Raw genomic sequence first — 21237 nt, 5'->3', positions numbered from 1 at the left:
ACAGCCCTTAGTGCAGCGCCACGAACGCCGCCGTCACCAGCGCCAGCCCCGAGCCGCCCATCACCCACGCCGTACGCCGCAGCCGCAACCCGCCCGCCACCACCACACCGGCCAGCACCAGCGCACCCCCCAGCGGAAGCCACGCGTACAGCACCCCGGCCGGACCCGAGCGCACCACCTCGTCCGTCCCCGGCTTCACCACCACGGTCAGGACCTCACCCGTGCGCACCCCCACCGACGTGTCCAGCCGCACCCTCGGGCGCGCCACCGAACCCGCCGACACCGGCCGGTACGGTCCCGTGCACGCATCCTGCGAACAGTCCGCCACCACGACCGTGCCCCGCTCACGCCCCTTGGTGAGCATCACGTACTGCGCGGTCCCCCACGACCCCCACACCCCGCCGACCAGGATCAACCCGGTCACCACCGCCATCAGCGCACGCTGTCCGAACAACAACGCGAGAGTGCCCCGGGAGGAGACGGCAGAAGGCATGGCCGTGATCCTTGGCCATGCCCGCACACCCGGTCAACTCGCGAAGGAGACAAGTCACGAGTTGTACGTGTTCTGCGCCCTCTCCAGCCCCTCCGCCACCAGACACTCCACCGCGTCCGCCGCCCGGTCCACGAACCAGTCCAGCTCCTTGCGCTCCGCCGAGGAGAAGTCCTTCAGCACGAAGTCCGCCACCTGCATCCGCCCCGGCGGCCGCCCGATCCCGCACCGCACCCGGTGGTACTCCGCCCCCATCGCCTTCGTCATCGACTTCAGCCCGTTGTGCCCGTTGTCCCCGCCGCCCCGCTTCAGCCGCAGCACCCCGTAGTCGATGTCCAACTCGTCGTGCACCGCCACCACGTGCGACAACGGCACCTTGTAGAACTCCCGCAGCGCGTTCACCGGACCGCCCGAGAGGTTCATGTACGACATCGGCTTCACCAGCACCACCCGCCGGCTCCCCGGACCCGGCGGACCCATCCGCCCCTCCACCACCTGCGCCTGCGCCCGCGCGGCCCGCTTGAACCGGCCCCCCGTCCGCCCGGCCAGCAGATCCGCCACCATGAACCCCACGTTGTGCCGGTTCATGGCGTACTCGGGACCCGGATTGCCCAGGCCCACGACCAGCCACGGAGCCGCGGCCTCGTCGGTCGTCACGTCCATCCTCCTCAGCGCCGCGCGTGCCCACACGCGTACGGATACGAACACACGCCGGCCGCTGCCCCCGACGGGAACAGCGGCCGGCGCACACGGACGTCAGGCTGGAGCCGTGGCTCAGGCCTCGGCGGCCTCGTCGCCCTCGCCCTCGCCCTCCGCGGCCTCCTCGGCCTGCGCGGCCAGGACCTGCAGCACCACGGTGTCCCCGTCGACGCCCAGCTTGGTGCCGGACGGAAGCGGGATGTCCTTGGCCAGGACGGAGTCTCCGGCCGCCAGACCCTCCACGGACACGGTGACCGACTCGGGGATGTGCGTGGCCTCGGCCTCGACCGGCAGCGTGTTCAGCACGTGCTCGAGCAGGTTGCCGCCCGGAGCCAGTTCACCCTCGGTGTTCACGTAGATCTCGACGTTGACCTTCTCGCCGCGCTGCACGAGCTGCAGGTCGACGTGCTCCAGGAAGCCCTTGATCGGGTCACGCTGCACCGACTTCGGGATGGCCAGCTCCTGGCCCTCGCCCTCGATGTCCAGCGCGATCAGGACGTTCGGCGTACGCAGCGCCAGCAGCAGCTCGTGGCCCGGAAGGGTCAGGTGGATCGGGTCGGAACCGTGCCCGTAGAGCACACCCGGAACCTTGTCCTCGCGGCGGATGCGGCGGGCGGCACCCTTGCCGAACTCGGTGCGCTTGGCGGCGGCGAGCTTCACCTCGGACATGACGATCACTCCTCGTAGAAGAAGACGGTGACGGAAAGAAGTCGGTCACCCGGCCAACGAACGGCCTGCTACGAAGAGCGCGTCGATAACGGACCGCCGCACACACGTGCGATGCACACGCGTACGGCCTCCCTCGCCGAGCAACGCGGGCAGTCTACTCGGCGCGGGAGGCCGCACCCAAAACGATCTCCGGCCGGCCCCCTCGACGGAGACCGGCCGGAGCCGCAGAAACCTCACTGCAGATGCGTCGGCACCCGCACCTCACCGCACGCGACTGCTCGCGCGCTCACCTGCCACCGCGCGTCACTGCTCGTCGAAGAGGCTCGTCACCGAACCGTCCTCGAACACCTCACGCGCCGCACTCGCGATCGTCGGCGCGATCGACAACACCGTGATCTTGTCCAGCTCCTCGTGCAGCTCACCCGGAGTCGGCAGCGTGTTCGTGAACACGAACTCACTCACCCGCGAGTTCTTCAACCGGTCCGCCGCCGGACCCGAGAGCACACCGTGCGTCGCCGTCACGATCACGTCCTCCGCACCGTGCGCGAACAACGCGTCCGCCGCGGCACAGATCGTCCCACCCGTGTCGATCATGTCGTCCACCAGGACACAGATGCGGCCCTTCACATCACCGACCACCTCGTGCACCGTGACCTGGTTCGCCACGTCCTTGTCCCGCCGCTTGTGCACGATCGCCAGCGGCGCCCCCAGCCGGTCGCACCACCGGTCCGCCACCCGCACCCGGCCCGCGTCCGGCGACACCACCGTCAGCTTCGAACGGTCCACCTTGCGCTTCACATAGTCCGCCAGCAGCGGCAGCGCGAACAGATGATCCACCGGACCGTCGAAGAAACCCTGGATCTGATCCGTGTGCAGATCCACGGTCAGGATCCGGTCCGCACCCGCCGTCTTCATCAGATCCGCGATCAGACGCGCCGAGATCGGCTCACGCCCACGGTGCTTCTTGTCCTGCCGCGCATAACCGTAGAACGGCACGATCACCGTGATCGAACGCGCCGACGCACGCTTCAACGCGTCGATCATGATCAACTGCTCCATGATCCACTTGTTGATCGGCGCCGTGTGGCTCTGGATCAGGAAACAGTCCGCGCCACGCGCCGACTCCTGATACCGCACATAGATCTCGCCATTGGCGAAGTCGAAGGCCTTCGTCGGGACGACCCCGACACCCAGCTGCTGGGCGATCTCCTCGGCAAGCTCGGGGTGGGCGCGGCCGGAGAAGAACATCATCTTCTTCTCGCCGGTCGTCTTGATCCCGGTCACAGCACAGTCTCCTCAGAGGTGTCACAGCTGGGCACAGCGAAACGCCACAGCTGGGTGGGGTGCGGATGTGCACTTATCACGGTACGCCCACGCAGACGCACCTGTTTCCGGTCAGCCTTCGCCACCCGGCTCCCGGGACGCCGCCTCCGCCGCCTTCGCGGCCGCACTCCCGGGACGCTTGCGGGCCACCCAGCCCTCGATGTTCCGCTGCTGGCCCCGCGCCACGGCCAGCGAACCGGGCGGCACATCCTTCGTGATCACCGAACCCGCGGCCGTGTAGGCCCCGTCCCCGACCGTGACAGGCGCCACAAACATGTTGTCCGAACCCGTCTTGCAGTGCGAACCGACCACCGTGTGGTGCTTGTGCTCACCGTCATAGTTCACGAACACACTCGCCGCACCGATGTTCGAATACTCGCCGATCGTCGCATCCCCCACATACGACAGGTGCGGCACCTTCGTCCCCTCACCGATCGAGGAGTTCTTCGTCTCCACGAACGTACCGACCTTCGACTTCACCCCGAGCCGCGACCCCGGACGCAAATACGCGAACGGACCCACCGACGCCCCCGGCCCCACCTCGGCCTCCACCGCCACCGTGTTGTCCACCCGCGCACCCGCACCCACCCGGGTGTCACTCAACCGCGAGTTCGGACCCACCTCCGCGCCCTCACCCACATGCGTCGCGCCCAGCAACTGCGTACCCGGCAGCACCACCGCGTCCCGCTCGAACGTCACCGTCACATCCACCCACGTCGACGCCGGATCCACCACCGTCACACCCGCCAGCATCGCCCGCTCCAGCAGCCGGTCGTTCAGGATCCGCCGCGCCTCGGCGAGCTGCACCCGGTTGTTGATCCCCGCGATCTCCCGGTGATCACCCGCCACGCACGCACCCACCCGGTGCCCCGCCCCCCGCAGGATCCCCAGCACGTCCGTCAGGTACTCCTCGCCCTGGCTGTTGTCCGTCCGCACCTGCTTCAGCGCGTCCGCCAGCAACTGCCCGTCGAAGGCGAACACCCCGGAGTTGATCTCCCGGATCGCCCGCTGCGAGTCCGAGGCGTCCTTGTGCTCCACGATCGCCGTCACCGCGCCCGAGGCACCGTCCCGCACGATCCGGCCGTACCCCGTGGCGTCCGGCACCTGCGCAGTCAGCACGGTCACCGCGTTGCCGTCGGCGGCGTGCGTGGCGGACAGCTCGCGCAGCGTCCCGCCGGTCAGCAGCGGGGTGTCCCCGCAGACCACCACGACCGTGCCGTCCACGGCACCGCCGAGCTCCTCCAGCGCCATCCGGACGGCGTGCCCGGTGCCGTTCTGCTCCGCCTGCACGGCGGTACGGGCCTCCGCGTCCACGCCGGCGAGGTGCGCGGTGACCTGCTCGCGGGCGTGGCCCACGACGACGACCAGGTTCTCCGGCTCCAACTCCCGCGCGGCGGCGAGTACGTGGCCGACGAGGGAACGGCCGCAGAGGTCGTGCAGCACCTTGGGGGTGGCCGACTTCATACGGGTGCCCTCACCCGCTGCGAGAACGACGACGGCTGCGAGGGGGGTCTGCCCTGCTCGAGCCGAGCCGAGAGCCTGGGGAAGGTTGGCGCTCACGGAATGCCCTTCGGCTTATGGGGTGAGATGGACATCCGCAGGATACCGGGGGGAAATGAGCCGGGCAGAAAAGCGGGCCCCGGCTTGACAGCCGGGGCCCGAACCTGCGGCTCCCGGGGCAGGAGTCGAACCTGCGTCGTACCTGGATTCAAAGTCCAGTCGCCCCTACCGACAGAGCAACCCGGGAATGCCGGGGTCAGCCTACGTGGTTCGCCTGTTCGCTGCTACCACCATCCCGGACCACCACCCTTCGATGCGGCGGTACAGGTCAGCGCTCTTGACGACACTGATCACCAAGCAGCCGCGGTAGTTCTCGCCGACGTTCTTGCGCACCGTCTTCGGGTTGTGCCTCTTGAGTGTCGTCTTGTCGAAGCGAGAGGGGTCGGTGCCCACGAGGTCGGCCCAGTACCTCTCGGCCCCCTCCACATCGGCCGACTCGTGAATCATCACGCGGAAGCGCAGGCGTTCCTCCTCGACTCCGAGCAGCCTGAGCCAGGCGAGGAAGAGTCCGATCATGCCGGGGTCGCTGTTGACGAACAGGACGTACTCCCGGCGTGCATACGTCTTGTCCTTGGCTCCCTCGGCCCAGTAGAGCCCGACCCCGATGAGGAACAGCTCCCGATCGGTCACAGAGCCGATTTGCTGCCTCGCTGTCTCCTTGACCTGAGAGCGTTCCGTCTCGCGGACCGCGAGTTCGTGTTCCCAGCGCTTCTGTGCGGCCAACCTGGCCTGCTCGGAGGACGCACGAGGCTGGGGCCTCGGCAGGTCGCGTACCCATAGGGAGACCGAGCTGCGTGAGCAGCCCAGCTCCGCCTCGATGCGGTCGTAGGTCCAGCCCTGGAGGCGGAGTTCCCTGGCCCTGGCGCGGAGGTCGTCCTTGGCGTTGGGGCGCTTGGTCCACTCCGGTGGCGGTTCGCCCTGGAGGAGGCGGTTGAGGATGTCGTTGTTGTGGATCTTCAGCTCGTCGCGGATCTGACGCCGGCTGAGACCCGAGCGACGCAGCGCCACCGCTTGTTCTCGCAGTGCCTCGAAGTCCGCGTACTTGCCTGTCGTGCTCGTGCGGGAAAGTGCCATGGGCATACCGTCCGGACGGAATGGTGAATTCCGGGCTCGAACGGGGGTGATTCAGCAGTTCGAGGGATATGCGGACGTTTCGCTTTCGTTCGGTGACCGTGCGTGGTGGGCGCGAGTCCGGGAAACTCGCCGGAAAACCCGGTGCGGGCGCCCGTAGGCTGGGGGTATGACCACGACGGGGGAAGAGCACACCGGGCCGCCACCGCCGGGGGGCGGGCCCTGGTGGTGGGACCGGTGGCGTTCGGCGGTGCTGGACGTCGGCCTCGCGGCGGTGTCCGCGGTGGAGTGCGCGGCGGAGGGGTGGCCGTTCGCGCAGGACGCGGGGCTGCCCGAGTCCGTGGGGATGGTGTTCGGTTTTCTGGCCGGGTTGTCCCTGGTGCTGCGGCGGAAGTGGCCGATCGCGGTGGTGCTGGTGGCGATCGCGATCACGCCGGCGCAGATGGGGTTCCTGCTGGGTGTGGTGGGGCTGTACACGCTGGCGGCCGCCGAGCTGCCCCGGCGGATCATCGGGGCGCTGTCGGGGATGTCGTTCCTCGCGATGCTGATCGTGACGTATGTGCGGGCGCATCAGGGGGTGGCGCACGGGGATCTGGCGATCAGTGACTGGTTCGTGCCGTTCCTGTCGTTGTCGACGGCGCTGGGAATGACGACTCCGCCGGTGCTGCTGGGGCTGTACGTGGGGGCGCGGCGTCGGTTGATGGAGAGTCTGCGGGAGCGGGCGGATTCGCTGGAGCGTGAGTTGGTGCTGCTCGCGGAGCGTGCGGAGGAGCGTGCGGAGTGGGCGCGCAATGAGGAGCGGACGCGGATCGCGCGGGAGATGCACGACGTGGTGGCGCACCGGGTGAGTCTGATGGTGGTGCACGCGGCGGCGTTGCAGGCGGTGGCGCGGAAGGATCCGGAGAAGGCGGTGCGGAACGCGGCGCTGGTGGGGGACATGGGGCGGCAGGCGTTGACCGAGTTGCGGGAGATGCTCGGGGTGCTGCGCAGTGGGGACGGCTTTCCGGCGCGGGGGCGTGGGGTGCTGGGCGGGTCGGACGGGGTGGCGGAGCCGGTGCCGTTGGCGGCGGTGGGGGTGGCGGCGGCTGCCGCTGCTTCGCGGGTGGAGGAGGTGTCGTCCTGCGGGGGTGAGGGGGTGCCGGAGGGGCCGACGCTGGAGGAGTTGGAGGAGTTGGTGGGGCAGTCGGCGGCGGCGGGGATGGTGGTCGATCTGTCGGTGGAGGGGGAGGCGCGGGGGTATGCGCCGGAGGTGGAGTCGACGGCGTACCGGGTGGTGCAGGAGGCGTTGACGAACGTGCACAAGCATGCGGCGGGTGCGAAGACGTATGTGCGGCTGGCGCATCGGGCGGCAGAGATCGCGATGCAGGTGGAGAACGAGCCGGCGCCGGTGTCGGAGCCGGGTGCGGAGGGGGCGCGGCTGCCGAGTGGGGGGAACGGTCTGGTGGGGATGAAGGAGCGGGTGTCCGCGCTGGGGGGCGTGTTCGTGTCGGGGCCGACGGATGCGGGGGGTTTCCGGGTGTCGGCGGTGATTCCGGCGGGGGCGGTGTAGGGGAGGGCGGTTCTGCTGCCCGGGGGGCGGTCGCCGGGCGGGGTTTTCGGGGCCTGCGGGGGGGGGGGGCCGGTTTCCGAGGTCCGCAGGGGTGCGCGGGGGCCGGGTTTCCGGGGCCCACCGGGGGGTGTGTGCGGGCTGTGGTGCGGGGTCAGGCGGCTGTGGTGAGGCGGACCGGGGTCATGCCGGTGAGCAGGGTGGTGAGTCCCTGGTCGATGGTGGCGCCGAGGTACCAGTCGCCGGTGTGGTCGAGGGCGTAGGTGCGGCCTTCGGCGTCGATGGCCAGGAGGGCGCGGCTGTCGGTCTCCTCGCCGAGGGGGGAGAGCTGGGTGTCGAGGGCGCGGCCGAGGTCGCCGAGGGTGCGGGCGAGGTGGAGGCCGTGCAGGGGGTCGAGGTGGAGGGGTGGGGGGGTGAGTTGGCGGCCGGGTTCCTGCGCGGTGAGGCGGAGGCCGCCGAATTCGGCCCAGGCTTCGACGGCGGCGGGGAAGACGGCGTGTCGGTGTCCGCCGGGTGTGGTGTGTTCGCGCAGGGTGTCGGCCCAGATCTCCGCCTGTTTTATGTCCCAGCGTCCGGGGGTCCAGCCGGCGGTGCGTAGTGCGGCGTCGACGGGGACGGCGAAGCGGGTGGTGGAGGTGCGGTCGGTGTGCATCTGCTTCTCGTTCGTCGCGGGCCGGGGCTTCGGCGGGTGGGGGGTGTCGTCAGTTCCGTTGGGTGGAGTCGACGATGCGGACGCCGAAGTGGGCGCTGAGTGCGGTGCAGGTGTGACAGGGGGTGGCGAAGCTGCCGTGGAGGGGGTCGCCGTCCTCGCGGATGCGGCGGGCGGTGAGTTTGGCGTGTTTGAGTGCTTTGCGGGCTTCGCCGTTGGTCATGGGTTTGCGGGCGGCGCGTTTGCTGCGGGCTTCGTCGGCGGTGGTGAGGTGCCGGGAGATGAGGAGGGTCTCGGCGCAGCGTCCGGTGGCGCGGTCGCGTTGTGTGCTGGTGAGGGTGTCGAGGAAGTCCTGGACGAGGGGGTGGAGGGCGGGGGGCTGGTCGCCGCGGGCGGCGGTGCCGGTGAGGGTGGTGCCGCGTACGGAGAGGGCGGCGGCGATGGTGGGGAGGATGCCGTCGCGGCGGTGGTGGAGGGTGGGGGCCTGTGGGGCCTCGGTGGCGCTCCAGCCGATGCGGGGGTCTCCGGACGGGTTGGTCCGGTTTTCCGTCTGTGTCGCGTTCATGGTGGTGTACCCCTCCCTTGCATCCCCCCGGTGTGGACAGATTGCCAAACGGTGGGGCCGCTGTGGAAGCTGGGGCGGTGTGACACGCCCGTGTCTCGTCGTAGCGTCACGGTGGGGTGACGGCTGGTCACGGTTCGGGCCTGAGGTCGGTGGGGTGGTGCGGGCGGTGTGTGGGGTGGGTGCCGGAGGGGGGCGGGGGCGGAGCGCCGGTGACCGGTGTCGTCGTACCGCATAGGCTGTCGCCGCAATGTCAGTGCACGCCAGAAGATGTCGGGACGCGGAAGCGCGGGGCGTCGGAAGGTGTCGGAACACGTCAGAACACGCTGTACGTGTCCTACGGATCGCCGCAGGGGGCTATCGCCATGACGACAGGTCGGCTCGGGCTGGGGGTTCCACCCGGCCCCCAGGACCGGGGACCCGTGCCGCCGAACGTGGCCTATGCCGGTCAGGTCGTGCGTTTTCCGGATCCGGTCCGGGCCGCGCGGCATCCCGGTGGGGTGCGGGTGGACGAGCGGGGTTATCCGGATTTCTCGCCGTACGCGCGGGCGGCGGCGGAGATCGCGGAGCCGCCGGAGGGTTTCGGCGTCGACGAGTTGCGGTTGACGGACTACGTGTCGGCGAACGCGGCGTTGGCGGCTTCGGGGCACGAGTTGTGGGACACGGTGCCGAATGTGGCGACGCCGCACGGCTGGACGTGGCATCACGTGGCCGGTGGCCGTCGGCTCGAGCTGGTGCCGGTCGAGGTGAAGGCGTTGTTGCGGCATCACGGGGGGATCGCGACGGCGCGGGTGGAGCAGGACAAGCGCGGCACGCGGCCCCTGCAGGAGACGCGGCCGGCGCATTTCGGGCTGCCGAAGTCGGCGGTGGCGGTGACGGAGCAGCAGGTGCTGGGGGTCGAGGAGGACCTGGGGTACCGGCTGCCGGGCGCCTATCGGTCGTTCTTGAAGGCCGCGGGCGGGTGTGCTCCGGTGGGGACCGCGCTGGACGCGGAGCTGGGGCTGCTGGTGGATCAGCCGTTCTTCACGGTGCGGGACGAGGCGGCGGTGAACGATCTCGTGTACGTCAACAAGTGCTTGCGTGACCATCTGACGAAGGACTACCTGGGGGTGGCGTTCGTGCAGGGGGGTCTGCTGGCGGTGAAGGTGAAGGGCGAGCGGATCGGCTCGGTGTGGTTCTGCGCGTACGACGATGTGCGGGACGTGGATCCGTCGTGGTCGCCGGCGGAGCGGGTGGAGCGGTTGCTGCTGCCGTGCGGGGATGACTTCGACGCGTTCCTGGGGCGGTTGGCGGGTTCTCCGCCGGAGCTGGAGACGGTGGCGAATCTGATGGTGGACGGCGGGTTCGCGCGTGCCGTTGCGGTTTCTGGCGCGGGGGAGTGAGGTCGGACGATGGTGACCTACGCGCAGGCGCAGGAGCGCGCCGAGGAGTGGATCAACGGCGATGTGCCGGCGTACCAGCACCGTGAGGTGCGGGTGCGGGAGTTCGAGCTCGGGTTCGTGGTGTGGGCGGAGGACCGGGCGGAGGGTCCGCGGTCGGACGGTGGCGCGCAGCGGCTGGTGCTGGCGCGGGACAGCGGGGAGGTGACGCTGTGGCCCTCGTTGCCGGTGGGCGAGGTGATTCGCCGGTACGAGGAGGAGTACGGGCGTCCGGACGCGGTTCCGCAGGACGCGCCGCCGCCGGCGCCGGCGCGGATGGATCTGAATCAGACGTCGTTCCTGCTGACTCCGCCGGAGTGGTTGCAGGAGGCCGCGGACCGGCTCGGTATTCCGGATCAGCGGCGGGACCGGACGTCGGGCGGGGCCGCGGGTGTGGCGGCCGGGGCGCCGGAGACGGCCGGGGCCGGTGTGCCGGGCGCGGAGAGCGCGCGGGGTGACGCGGGTGAGCCGGGTGGTGCGGGCACGGTGGGCGCCGGTGCGGATGCCGGGCGTGCGGTGGCTTCGGGGGCGTCCGCGGGTGCGGATGCGCCGGGGGCTCCCGAGGGGGGCGCGCGGTGGCCCGCTCCCACGGCCGGGGAGGCGCGGGACGCCGGGGCCGGGCCGCAGGACCGGCTGCCGGGGGCGCCTCCCGGGGCGACGCCCTGGACCGGTACGGACATCACCGTGGACGCGGACGACGAGGACCGCTCGGTGGCGTTGCCGGCGACGGTGTTCGCGCCGCCGCTGAGCGCGCCGGACGAGGAGTCCGCCCCGGCTGCGGGGACGGAGGCCAAGACGGCGCTGATGTCGGGCGGCAGCGCTCTTCCGCCGACGACGGTCGCCCCGGCCGTGGACACCCCTGGTGGTCCGGCGGCCCCGTCCTCGTACGGGTATCCGGCGCCGGGCGCGCCGCCGGCCGGGAACGCGCCCGGTGGTCCGGGCGCTCCGCAGTACGGGTATCCGCCGCAGGGCGGGCAGCCCGCGGCCGGTGGTGCGGCGGGTCTCGCCGGGGCCGAGACCCGCAAGGCCCCGCCGCCGGGTGGCACGGGCTCCGGCAGTGTTCCGCCGCCGCCGGGTGCCCCTGGCGCCCCGGGCGCGCCGTATGCCGCCCCTGCCGCGCCGCCGTCGCCGAGCGCCCCTGGTGCTCCTGGTGCTCCGGCCGGTGGTGCTCTGCAGGCGCCGGGTACGCCTCCGGGTGGGGTGCATCACGCGGCGACGATGCTCGCGGGTCCGTCCGTGGGCGGCCCGGGGGTTCCTCCCCCGCCCGGCGCCCCGGGCGCCCCGGGTGGTGCTCAGGTTCCGCCGCCGGGTGCCCCTGGTGCTCCGGCCGGTCCGGGGGCTCCGCAGGCGCCGGGTGCTCCTGGTGCTCCGGCCGGTGGTGCTCCGCAGGCGCCGGGTACGCCTCCGGGTGGGGTGCACCATGCGGCGACGATGCTCGCGGGTCCGTCCGTGGGCGGTCCGGGAGCTCCGCCCCCGCCGCCCCCGCCGGGTGCTCCGGGCTCCCCGGGTGGTGCTCAGGTTCCGCCGCCGGGTGCTCCCGGCGTTCCCGGTGCCAACCCGCCGCAGGCGCCGGGTGGTACGCCTCCGGGTGGGGTGCACCATGCGGCGACGATGCTCGCCGGTCCCGCGGTGGGCGGCCCGGGTGCCCCGCAGGCCCCCGGCGCTCCCGGTGCGCCGGCCGGTTCCGGTGGGGTGCACCATGCCGAGACCGTGCTGGCGGGTCCGGCGATGGGTGGCCCCGGTGTGCCGCCCCCGCCGGGCGCCCCCGGGATGCCTCCGGGCGCCGTTCCGCCTCCGCCGCCTCCGCCGCCCGTTCCGGGCATGCCGGGCGGTCCCGGCGCGCCCGGTGGAGCGTACGGCTATCCGCCGGCCGGGCAGCCCACCGTCGGCCCCGGCTACCAGGCGGTGCTGCGCTACCGCGCTCAGGACGGGTCCGAGCAGCAGCTCATCCGCCGGTCGGCGCCCGGTACGCCGCACCCGGAGTGGCAGATCTTCCATGAGCTGCGGGGCCTGAACGTGCCGTCGGACCAGGTGCTGGAGCTGCACACGGAGCTGGAGTCCTGCCATCTGCCGGGCGCGTACTGCGCGCGGATGATCGGTGAGCAGTGGCCCAACGCCCGGATCACCTCCATCGCCCCGTACGGCACGGACCACGCCTCCCGTCAGCAGGGCATGCAGCAACTCCTCGCGCATCAGGGGGAGTTGCATCAGGTGGCGGACGGTCCGGCGCGTCCCGCTCCGGTGCGAACGCCGATTCCGCCGGTGCCGCCCGCGCCGCCGGTCCCCCCGGAGGGGATCGCGCACGAGCTGGCCGCGGCCTTCGGTCCCGGCGTCTTCCGCTTCGACCAGGCGGCGGTCTCCCGGCAGGGCGTGCCGCCGGTCGTGGCGCACACGCTGGTCGTGGCCGGGCTGCCGGTGGACATGGGCCCCTTCTTCTGGGCGCAGGCCCAGCCGGGGCGTCCGGTGCCGACGCTGGCGGAGCTGGCGCAGGAGCGCGGGGTGCGGCCGGCCGCGGACGCGGGCTCGTACCTGGTGATGGGCAGCGACTTCGGCAAGGCGCTGTGTGTGCAGTACGGGACGGCGAACATCGTCGCGGTGCCGGTGGAGGCGGGGCCGGACGGGGCGTCCGCGCCGCCGCAGTTCGTCAACACCGGGCTGCCCGAGTTCGCGCGTTGTCTGGCGCTGTTGGGGCGGATGTGGCGGCTGCGCTACGGCCTGAACCAGGAGCAGGCGGGCCGTTGGACCGTCGACTTCCAGGCGCAGCTCGCCGCGCTGGATCCGGCGGCGCTGAACTCGCCGGAGAGCTGGTGGTCGGTGCTGCTCGAGCAGATGTGGGACGGACTGCTGTGAGCTGACGCTGGTTCGTCACCACGCGTTTGACGTGGTGTCGACCTCGTGTCGACATCGCGTTCGGGGCCGGGTGGGGGTGTACGGGTCGTACGCCCCCACCCGGCCCTCAGGGCCCTTCGTTCGGATCATCCCGGCGTCGCGGGGTCCGGCACGCCCGTCTGCGGCGTTGTCGTCGGTTGCCAGGGCTCCGCCCTGGCGCCCTCCTCCGCCTTGCAGCCGCACGCACCAGACCCCGCTCAGGTCGACCGAGGACGCACCGCGCCTCCCGGGCCGGTCTGATCCGAACGAAGGGCCCTCGTCGTGCCGTCGTGTGCCCCTTTGCGACCCTTCTCCCCGGAGTGTCGCGTTGTCCGCCGCTCCGTCCGATCCACCAAGATATGCGCCAGATACGTGCGGAATCATTTCTGATTTACCGTTCGTCATCTTGTCAGTGGGTCGGGCGGAGAGGAGTTCCCGGTGAGCAGCCTGAGCGGCCCGTCGGCGGCGCGGTACGAGTTCGACCTCGCGCGGCGCGGCTACCGTCCCGACCGGGTCGACGCCTTCGTCGAGGCCCTCTCGCGGGACCGTGACGCCGCCTGGGAGCGGGCGGCGCGGCTGACCGTGCTGGCCCGTGAGATGGACGAGGAGCTGGGACCGCTGCGGGAGGCGGTGGCGGCCCTCGCCCCGCAGGCGTACGAGAGCCTCGGCGAGGGCGCGCGGCGGCTGTTCGCCTCGGTGCGCGAGGAGGCGGAGGCCGTACGGGAGCGCGGGCGCGAGGAGGCGGAGCGGCTGGCCGCCGGGGCCGAGGCGGAGGCCCGGCGCCTCGCGGAGGCCGCGCGCGCGTATGCCGAGGAGGTGCTGGCGGAGGCCGAGGAGCGGGCCGGGGAGCGGCTGCGGGCGGCGCGGGAGGAGGCCGACGAGGTGCGGATCGGCGCCCGGCGCGAGGTGAAGGCGGCACGCGGCGAGAGCCTGGCGGCGGTGCGGGACGCCCGGGAGCGGGGCCGGCGGCTGCTGGAGGAGCATGAGCGCGAGCGGGCGGAGCGGTACGCCGAGGTGGACCGGGAGGCGGCCGGGCGGGCGGCGGAGCTGGACGCGCGGTTCGCGGAGCGCACGGCCGCGGCGGAGGCCGGTCTGGCGGAGGCGGAGCGGGCGCTGGCCCGGGCGGTGGAGGAGGCCGAGCGCGCGGAGGCGGAGGCGCGGACGCGGGCGGAGGAACTGGTGGCCGGGGCCAGGGCCCGCGAGGAGAGCATCGCCCGTGACACGGAACGGGTGCTGCGGGAGCACGGGGAGCGCTGGGACGACGTGCGGGCGCGCATCGACCAGGTGCGGGCCAGCCTGCTCGCCCTCAGGGGAGGGTGAACGCGCCCGCGGCGCGAGGGTGCGTGAGGGGCGGCGCGAGAAGGGGACGCGGAGGGGGATGGAGAGGGGGGTGGAGAGTGGGTGGAGAGGGTTGTCCACCGACGGGTGGACGGCCCCTAGGGGATTCTCCGTAGTAGGGCCGGGGGTGCAGTCGTCCCGCCGGAGGACGAGAAACGGGAGGGGAACTCCTTAGGCTGGCTTTACGCCGCTGGGGAGCGGTCGGGACGCACGGGGGTCGTACGGACCGCAGGTGAAGGGGTGGGGTTTTCCCCAGCGGAAGAGGGGGCTCGGCACCAGCGCGCCCGAGGGGGCGCCGGCGCCAGACTCGTCGACGTACCGCTTCGGGCCCCGCACCGCACCTTCTCGCGGAGCGGACCGTCCCTCCTCACTCGCGCGCCGGACGGCGCGCGTACGCGCATCCAGAGCGCCTGAAGCACATCTACAGCATTTCCGCAGTACACACCTACATAGGAGACATACCGTGACATCGGCTGTGACCACTCCCAGGCACGGGGGTACTGGAGGGCGTACGGCCGTTGCCGCGCGAGCGCGGCAGGTCGTGAAGGCGTACGGCTCCGGGGAGACCCGTGTCGTCGCGCTCGACCACGTCGACGTGGACATCGCCCGCGGTCAGTTCACCGCGATCATGGGTCCCTCGGGGTCCGGCAAGTCCACCCTGATGCACTGCCTCGCCGGGCTCGACACCGTGACCGAGGGCCAGATCCACCTGGACGAGACCGAGATAACCGGCCTGAAGGACAAGAAGCTCACGCAGCTGCGACGGGACCGGATCGGGTTCATCTTCCAGGCGTTCAACCTGCTGCCCACGCTGAACGCGCTGGAGAACATCACGCTGCCCATGGACATCGCGGGCCGCAAGCCCGACAAGGAGTGGCTGGACCGGGTGGTGGCGACCGTCGGTCTCGCCGAGCGGCTCAAGCACCGGCCCACCCAGCTCTCCGGCGGCCAGCAGCAGCGCGTCGCCGTGGCCCGGGCCCTGGCCGCCCGGCCCGAGATCATCTTCGGGGACGAGCCGACCGGGAACCTGGACTCCCGGGCCGGCGCCGAGGTCCTCGGCTTCCTGCGCACCTCCGTCGACGAGCTGGGCCAGACCATCGTGATGGTCACCCACGACCCGGTCGCGGCCTCGTACGCGGACCGGGTGCTGTACCTGGCCGACGGCAGGATCGTCGACGAGATGCGGCACCCCACCGCCGAGCAGGTCCTGGACCGCATGAAGGACTTCGACGCCCGGGGGCGCACGTCATGACCGTCCTGAAGACCTCGATGCGCAACTTCTTCGCGCACAAGGGACGCATGGCGCTGTCGGCCGTGGCGGTCCTGCTGTCGGTGGCGTTCGTGTGCGGCACGCTCGTGTTCACCGACACGATGAACACGACGTTCGACAAGCTGTTCGCCGCGACCTCCTCCGACGTGACCGTGTCCCCGAAGGACGCCTCCGACAGCGGCGAGACCACCTCCGACACCGGCAGGCCGCCGGTGCTCCCGGCCTCCGTGGTCGGCAAGGTGCGCGGCGCCGAGGGCGTGAAGTCGGCGGAGGGCACGATGTTCTCCTCCTCCGTGACCGTCGTCGACGCCGACAAGGACAGCCTGTCGCCCACCAGCGGCGCGCCGACCATCGTCGGAAGCTGGAACGGCAACGACGCCCGCACCATGAAGATCACCGGCGGAGCGGCACCCAAGGGCGCGGACCAGATCATGGTGGACGCCGACACCGCCGACAAGCACCACCTGAAGCTCGGCGACGAGATCTCCGTGATCAGCGCGACCGGCACGCACTCGGCGAGGATCTCCGGCTTCGCCGCGTTCACCGTCACCAACCCCGGTGCCGCGATCTTCTACCTCGACACCGCGACCGCGCAGAAGACCCTGGTCGGCAGGACGGGCGTGTTCACCAGCATCAACGTGACGGCCGCCGCCGGCGTCACGGACCCGGCGCTGAAGAAGAACGTCCTGGGCGCGCTCGGCACCGGCTACAAGGTGCAGACCGCCAAGGAGGTCTCCGACGCCAACCAGAAGGAGCTCAGCGGCTTCCTCGACGTCATGAAGTACGCGATGCTCGGCTTCGCCGGAGTCGCCTTCCTCGTCGGGATCTTCCTGATCATCAACACCTTCTCCATGCTGGTCGCCCAGCGCACCCGGGAGATCGGCCTGATGCGGGCCATCGGCTCCTCGCGCCGGCAGGTCAACCGCTCGGTGCTGGTCGAGGCGCTGCTGCTCGGCGTGGTCGGCTCCGTGCTCGGTGTCGCGGCGGGGGTCGGCATCGCGGTCGGGCTGATGAAGGTCATGGGCTCGGTGGGCATGAAGCTGTCCACCGACGACCTGACCGTCGCCTGGACCACCCCGGTGGCCGGCATCGCCCTCGGCGTCATCGTCACCGTCCTCGCCGCGTACCTGCCCGCCCGGCGGGCCGGCAAGGTCTCGCCGATGGCCGCGCTGCGCGACGCCGGCGCCCCGGCGGACGCCCGCGCCGGACGCGTCCGCGCCGTCCTCGGCATCCTCCTCACGGGCGCCGGAGCGGTCTCGCTCTACGCCACATCCCAGGCCGGCGGGGCGACCGAGGGGTCCGCGTGGCTCGGGCTCGGCGTGGTCCTCACCCTCATCGGCTTCGTCGTCGTCGGACCGCTGCTGGCGAGCGGCGTCGTGCGGGTACTGGGCACGGTGCTGCTGCGGCCCCTCGGGTCCGTCGGCCGGATGGCCGAGCGCAACGCCCTGCGCAACCCGCGCCGCACCGGTGCCACCGGCGCCGCCCTGATGATCGGCCTCGCCCTGGTGGCCTGCCTGTCCGTGGTCGGCTCCTCCATGGTCGCCTCGGCCACGGACCAGCTCGACAAGACCGTCGGCACCGACTTCATCATCCAGTCCGACAGCGGGCAGCTCATCACGCCCGAGGCCGTCAAGGCCGTCAAGTCGGTGCCGGGGATGGAGCGGGTCACCGAGTACCGGGTGACCGAGGCGGACTACACCACGCCCGACGGCAAGACGCTCAAGGACACCGACATCACGGCGGCCGACCCCACGTACGCCGAGGACGTGCGCACCAAGACGGTCGCCGGTGACATCGCCGACGCGTACAAGCCGGACTCCATGTCCGTCAACGAGAAGTTCGCCGAGGACCACGGCGTCCGGCTCGGCTCGAAGATCAAGGTCGACTTCAAGGACGGCTCCGCGGCGCGGCTGACCGTGCGGGCGATCACCAGCGACGACGTGGTCATCGACAAGGGTGCGATGTACACGTCCACCGCCACCCTGGCGAAGTACGTCCCCGCCGACCGGATGCCGCTGGACGTGGTGCTCTTCGGCTCGTCCGAGGAGGGGCAGCAGGACGCCGCGTACAAGGCGCTCAAGGCCGAGCTGCACGACTACCCGCAGTACACGGTGCGCGACCAGACCGACTACAAGCAGGAGCTCAAGGACCAGATCGGGCAGCTGCTCAACCTGATCTACGGGCTGCTGGCGCTGGCGATCATCGTGGCGGTGCTGGGCGTGGTGAACACGCTCGCGCTGTCGGTGGTCGAGCGCACGCGGGAGATCGGCCTCATGCGGGCCATCGGTCTCTCGCGGCGGCAGCTGCGGCGGATGATCCGCCTGGAGTCGGTGGTCATCGCCCTCTTCGGCGCGCTGCTCGGCCTCGGGCTCGGCATGGGCTGGGGCGCGAGCGCGCAGAAGCTGCTGGCACTCGAGGGGCTGAAGGTGCTCGACATCCCGTGGCCGACGATCATCGGGGTGTTCGTGGGCTCGGCGTTCGTGGGCCTCTTCGCGGCGCTGGTGCCGGCGTTCCGGGCGGGGCGGATGAACGTGCTGACCGCCATCGCGACGGAGTGACCAACAGCCGCGGAAAGCGACCGGCGCTGAGAAGCCCACATAGGCTTCTCGGCGCCAGCCCGTATGGGGGTCAGCTCCCCTTCAGCCGACTCCAGAACTCGCTCGTTCCGGGGCGCGTGCCGTCGTCGGCCAGAATTGCAGCGGCGCTGCACTTCAGCCGGAGTCGGACCTTGCGCTCCCCGCTGGCAGAGAAAGTCTCGTCGTGAGCCAACTTCGAGTCCAAGAGCTCGTTGACGAACCTTTTCCATAGGTCCGTGCCGTATTCCTGGGTCCACTTCAATCGACTGTCCTCCGGCTGGTAGTCGCTGCGGAGAATAACGGAATTCTCCAACTTGCGGATCATCGTTGTCAGATAGTGGCGCGCGGCTAGCACCTCGATGGACGGAAGACTGGCGTCTCTGTCCTCGGCATCGACAACCTTTGCCCCGTAGCGCCGAAGGGCATCCAAAATGTGCTCTCGTCGATACAGAAATTTGTTGGGTAGTAGCAATTCTGCCATGTCAGCGTGGCGCACGCCGTGCAGTCCGGCGAGGTCGGACGGTGAGCCGCTTACCTTAATCTTCTTAATGCTGGTGTTGTCCAGCCGCAGGTTCCAGCCTCCTGTTGCGGGAAGAACCAGCCCGGCGAGCTCGCATCCGACGAGACGAGTATTCATGTGTTGGATCTGTGACAGGTCGAGTTCGTCTGCGAAGACGGCGTTATGTATGTCTGCACTCGGCATGTGCCCCGTCTTCTTGATAACGGCCTCCCATAGGGCACCGAGGTTAGTGGCGGCGACCGTGGATGCGATCTCCTGCTCCGCGCGCTGGAGGCGGGGTGCGAAGTCGGTGAGTACCTGGACGACCCGCTCCTCTCCGGCTGCAGCGACGATTCCCATGACGGTAGCGGAACGCCAGGGGGACTGCTTGAGCATCCCTTGAAAAAGCGTGGGGTGCCCCTCCAAAAGGTAGCTGCTTGCGGCACCCGCTAGAAATTGGTCGAAAAACAGCTCGTGTTGGAATCGGAACCGTGAAACGGACGTGTCATCCGTAGCTGCAGTAAGTCCGCACAGTACGGGCAGCCGCTGTTTGAGATGGCGTCGGGATGACAGTTCATCCTCGATGGCGTACTGGGCCGCCTCCTGTAGCTCGCCGATGTCCGCCTCACGCTCTTCATTGGTGGCCATGAACTCCGCGACGTATTGGAACATGCGCCGTAGTTCGGAAATGGTGAGGAGGACGGCGTCCCCCTGCCCGGTCAATTTGCGCTCCTCGCGCGCCACATACTTGTCGAGTAGCCGCTCGGCGAGCGTGTTGTTTCCGATCTCCGCTTCGCCGGTTTGCAGAGTCATCTCCGCGAATGCGTGTGCAAAGAATGGCAGCCCCAGCAGATTCCGGTCGTGCTCCGGCAGTCGGTCCAAACTTTCGCGCGGGACTCCATACTCGTCTAGGAAAGATGTGACGTCTTGAGGCGACCAGCGTTGCACCGTCGCGACACGATGGCGTACGAACGGCATCCCCTGCTCGTTGGCACGCTCGACGCTGGAGCGATATTGGCCCATGTAATAAGAGGATCGGGCTGATACGACCACTACGCCCCTGCCACCGAGTTCGTCCAACCAGGGCCGTAGCGAGCCGATCGCGTCGCTGTAGCCCACGCCGCCCAGCAACTCGTCGAACCCGTCGATGAGTAGGGTCATCAATCCGTTGCGACACAGCGCCTTGACGCCCTTATCAGTAAGGTTCCGAGTTGACGCGACGGCGCTATCTACCACGGTGCGAAGGCTGTCGAGTACCTGCCCGGTGGAACGGACGTAAAGGAACAGGGCCTGGTCGGAGGCCTCGCCTGCCTGTAGTGACTGTTCGACCTCCATGGTGCGAGTCTTGGCTGCGGTCAGCATCGCCCGTGTCTTGCCGATGCCCGCCTCGCCGTTGATGAAGACCACCTGCGTCTGACCACGGTTGGCCTGCAGGTCTTGGTCGACACCGTCGATGAGTGCGGCGAAGGTCTGGGGCAGTTCCTCGTGGCTGCCGTCCATGTCGGAGATGACGACTTTGGCCATTCGAGGGGTGACACGCTCCCGGGAGATCCAGCCCAGTGTGTCCTGCTCCTCGGCCGCCAGCTGGCGCTCCAACTGTTCCAGGTTCTGCCGCAGACGAGTCGCGACCACCGGCCAGTTGGCCAAAGAACGCAGATATTCGGTGTATGGGACCCAATTGGACTCCGTGCGCCACTGACGCGCGTTATTCGGGCCGAGCCGGAAGTAGTCTCGACGAGACTGAGTCCCGGTGCCCTCGCCGGTCGCCTTGTCCCAATAGAATTCGAAACCTTGGTCGTGGTCGGCGTACACAGGCTCGGAGTCGTAGTCTGCGAAGCCGCCTAGATCCTGTTCGACATCCCTGATGAAGTACTCTAGTGTGCCGTTCCCCGTCCTCTTCGGTTTGAGAAGAGGGTGCAGCGCTGCCTGGACCGCCTCGTCAAGGGGTGAGCTGTTCACAGAGCCGCCCCCGAAGCAGAGGAAGGTGGGATGCGCGCGGGTGTATTTGGAAAAAAGGTGCCAGACCCCGTCGGGCTTCATGTGGACGAATGGCCACAGCGATACTTCGTCTCCGTCCCAGATGAACGACGGCCGTAGTTCTCCCGAGGCGCCGTCTCGGAGCGCCAGTTCGGCATGGGCGAGTGACGCGGTGACCGCGCGCGCGATGGAATGGACCAACTCGTCTAGCGTGGCCAGCTCAGTTGCCCCGGCTGGCAGTGGCCCACCGTGGCTGATGTGGTCGCGTAGCCGTTTGAGGTCGCGCAGCTCCCTCGGCGCGCCTGGAACACCCTGGTCGTAAAGGTCCAGAACCTCGCCAACGGCCCGGCCCACACTGCCAGCCGACACGGTCGGGCACTCGGCCAGTTTTTTGTGGACATGCCGCAGGTAGCCGGTCCACTCGCCAAGGCCGGGAGAACGGCCGACCTGGACGGCGGCCCGCCCGGCCGCCCGGACCGTCGCCGCAGCCAGCAGACTCAGGAACCGCAGCTCGAAGTCGAGTACGGAGAACCCCTCGTGGATGCTGCGCGGGTTGTTCTCCGGCGCGGATGTGTACGAGGACTCCATGAACCTGAACACTCCGGCGGGGGTGTCCGGAATCGCTTCCTCGGCCGCCCATTCCTGCATGTTCTGCACTGTGCCCCCCGCTTCCGATGTCTTTTGCCAGTGCGCCGCACCTTATCGATCGAACGGCGGCCTTG

The 21237-nt window shown here is 70.2% G+C and carries 15 protein-coding genes and 1 tRNA gene; 6 read left to right on the top strand and 10 right to left on the bottom strand.

Going from position 1 to position 21237, the window contains the following annotated elements:
- Nucleotides 1-7: 7 nt before the first annotated feature.
- The 7 genes from OHB09_RS13220 to OHB09_RS13190 all read right to left on the bottom strand — a co-directional run bounded on the left by OHB09_RS13220 (nt 8) and on the right by OHB09_RS13190 (nt 5815).
- The gene (locus OHB09_RS13220) at nt 8-493 is read right to left on the bottom strand and encodes a hypothetical protein (protein WP_006143822.1); all 486 of its coding nucleotides are present in this window, start codon (nt 491-493) and stop codon (nt 8-10) included.
- A gap of 54 nt (nt 494-547) precedes the next feature.
- Nucleotides 548-1153, bottom strand: a complete 606-nt coding sequence (gene pth, locus OHB09_RS13215) for an aminoacyl-tRNA hydrolase (protein ID WP_093599275.1) — start codon at nt 1151-1153, stop codon at nt 548-550.
- 111 nt (nt 1154-1264) lie between these two features.
- Entirely contained in the window at nt 1265-1858 is a 594-nt protein-coding gene (locus OHB09_RS13210; protein WP_006143820.1) for a 50S ribosomal protein L25/general stress protein Ctc, read from the bottom strand.
- Between the two features lie 303 nt (nt 1859-2161).
- A complete protein-coding gene (locus tag OHB09_RS13205) occupies nt 2162-3142 on the bottom strand; it encodes a ribose-phosphate diphosphokinase (RefSeq protein WP_191854990.1) in 981 nt (326 codons plus the stop codon).
- A gap of 111 nt (nt 3143-3253) precedes the next feature.
- Complete coding sequence (gene glmU, locus OHB09_RS13200; RefSeq protein ID WP_319117850.1) at nt 3254-4741, bottom strand: bifunctional UDP-N-acetylglucosamine diphosphorylase/glucosamine-1-phosphate N-acetyltransferase GlmU; 1488 nt, start codon at nt 4739-4741, stop codon at nt 3254-3256.
- A 110-nt stretch (nt 4742-4851) separates the two neighbouring features.
- Nucleotides 4852-4928, bottom strand: a tRNA-Gln gene (locus tag OHB09_RS13195).
- 14 nt (nt 4929-4942) lie between these two features.
- On the bottom strand, nt 4943-5815 hold the full coding sequence (locus OHB09_RS13190; RefSeq protein WP_319117849.1) for a hypothetical protein: 873 nt from the start codon (nt 5813-5815) through the stop codon (nt 4943-4945).
- Between the two features lie 166 nt (nt 5816-5981).
- Between OHB09_RS13190 and OHB09_RS13185 the strand changes: the two genes are divergently transcribed.
- Complete coding sequence (locus OHB09_RS13185) at nt 5982-7361, top strand: sensor histidine kinase (RefSeq protein WP_040897011.1); 1380 nt, start codon at nt 5982-5984, stop codon at nt 7359-7361.
- Between the two features lie 151 nt (nt 7362-7512).
- Here the strand turns inward: OHB09_RS13185 and OHB09_RS13180 are convergent, their stop codons facing one another.
- Both OHB09_RS13180 and OHB09_RS13175 read right to left on the bottom strand, forming a co-directional pair.
- Nucleotides 7513-8010, bottom strand: coding sequence for an SUKH-3 domain-containing protein (locus OHB09_RS13180; RefSeq protein ID WP_006143815.1), 498 nt, complete (start codon nt 8008-8010; stop codon nt 7513-7515).
- Nucleotides 8011-8059: 49 nt separating this feature from the next.
- Complete coding sequence (locus tag OHB09_RS13175; protein ID WP_191892314.1) at nt 8060-8572, bottom strand: YwqJ-related putative deaminase; 513 nt, start codon at nt 8570-8572, stop codon at nt 8060-8062.
- Between the two features lie 362 nt (nt 8573-8934).
- Between OHB09_RS13175 and OHB09_RS13170 the strand changes: the two genes are divergently transcribed.
- The 5 genes from OHB09_RS13170 to OHB09_RS13150 all read left to right on the top strand — a co-directional run bounded on the left by OHB09_RS13170 (nt 8935) and on the right by OHB09_RS13150 (nt 18021).
- A complete protein-coding gene (locus tag OHB09_RS13170; RefSeq protein ID WP_078631305.1) occupies nt 8935-9951 on the top strand; it encodes an SMI1/KNR4 family protein in 1017 nt (338 codons plus the stop codon).
- Between the two features lie 9 nt (nt 9952-9960).
- The gene (locus OHB09_RS13165; protein ID WP_328922018.1) at nt 9961-12837 is read left to right on the top strand and encodes an SUKH-4 family immunity protein; all 2877 of its coding nucleotides are present in this window, start codon (nt 9961-9963) and stop codon (nt 12835-12837) included.
- A gap of 456 nt (nt 12838-13293) precedes the next feature.
- Entirely contained in the window at nt 13294-14175 is an 882-nt protein-coding gene (locus OHB09_RS13160) for a cellulose-binding protein (protein ID WP_234552235.1), read from the top strand.
- A 481-nt stretch (nt 14176-14656) separates the two neighbouring features.
- Nucleotides 14657-15445 carry an ABC transporter ATP-binding protein gene (locus OHB09_RS13155; RefSeq protein WP_006143810.1) on the top strand — a complete coding sequence of 263 codons (789 nt, stop codon included), beginning with the start codon at nt 14657-14659 and terminating at the stop codon, nt 15443-15445.
- The gene (locus tag OHB09_RS13150; RefSeq protein ID WP_006143809.1) at nt 15442-18021 is read left to right on the top strand and encodes an ABC transporter permease; all 2580 of its coding nucleotides are present in this window, start codon (nt 15442-15444) and stop codon (nt 18019-18021) included. The genes OHB09_RS13155 and OHB09_RS13150 overlap by 4 nt, the downstream gene beginning before the upstream one ends.
- A gap of 70 nt (nt 18022-18091) precedes the next feature.
- Here OHB09_RS13150 and OHB09_RS13145 read toward each other — a convergent pair whose 3' ends face one another.
- Nucleotides 18092-21163 carry an NACHT domain-containing protein gene (locus tag OHB09_RS13145; protein WP_328922017.1) on the bottom strand — a complete coding sequence of 1024 codons (3072 nt, stop codon included), beginning with the start codon at nt 21161-21163 and terminating at the stop codon, nt 18092-18094.
- Between the last annotated feature and the right edge of the window lie 74 nt (nt 21164-21237).

Source organism: Streptomyces griseoaurantiacus (assembly GCF_036189845.1).
In the GTDB taxonomy this organism is placed as follows: Bacteria; Actinomycetota; Actinomycetes; order Streptomycetales; family Streptomycetaceae; genus Streptomyces; species Streptomyces griseoaurantiacus.
The sequence above is the reverse complement of the archived record's forward strand: the minus strand, read 5'-3'. Positions and strand labels throughout refer to the sequence as shown.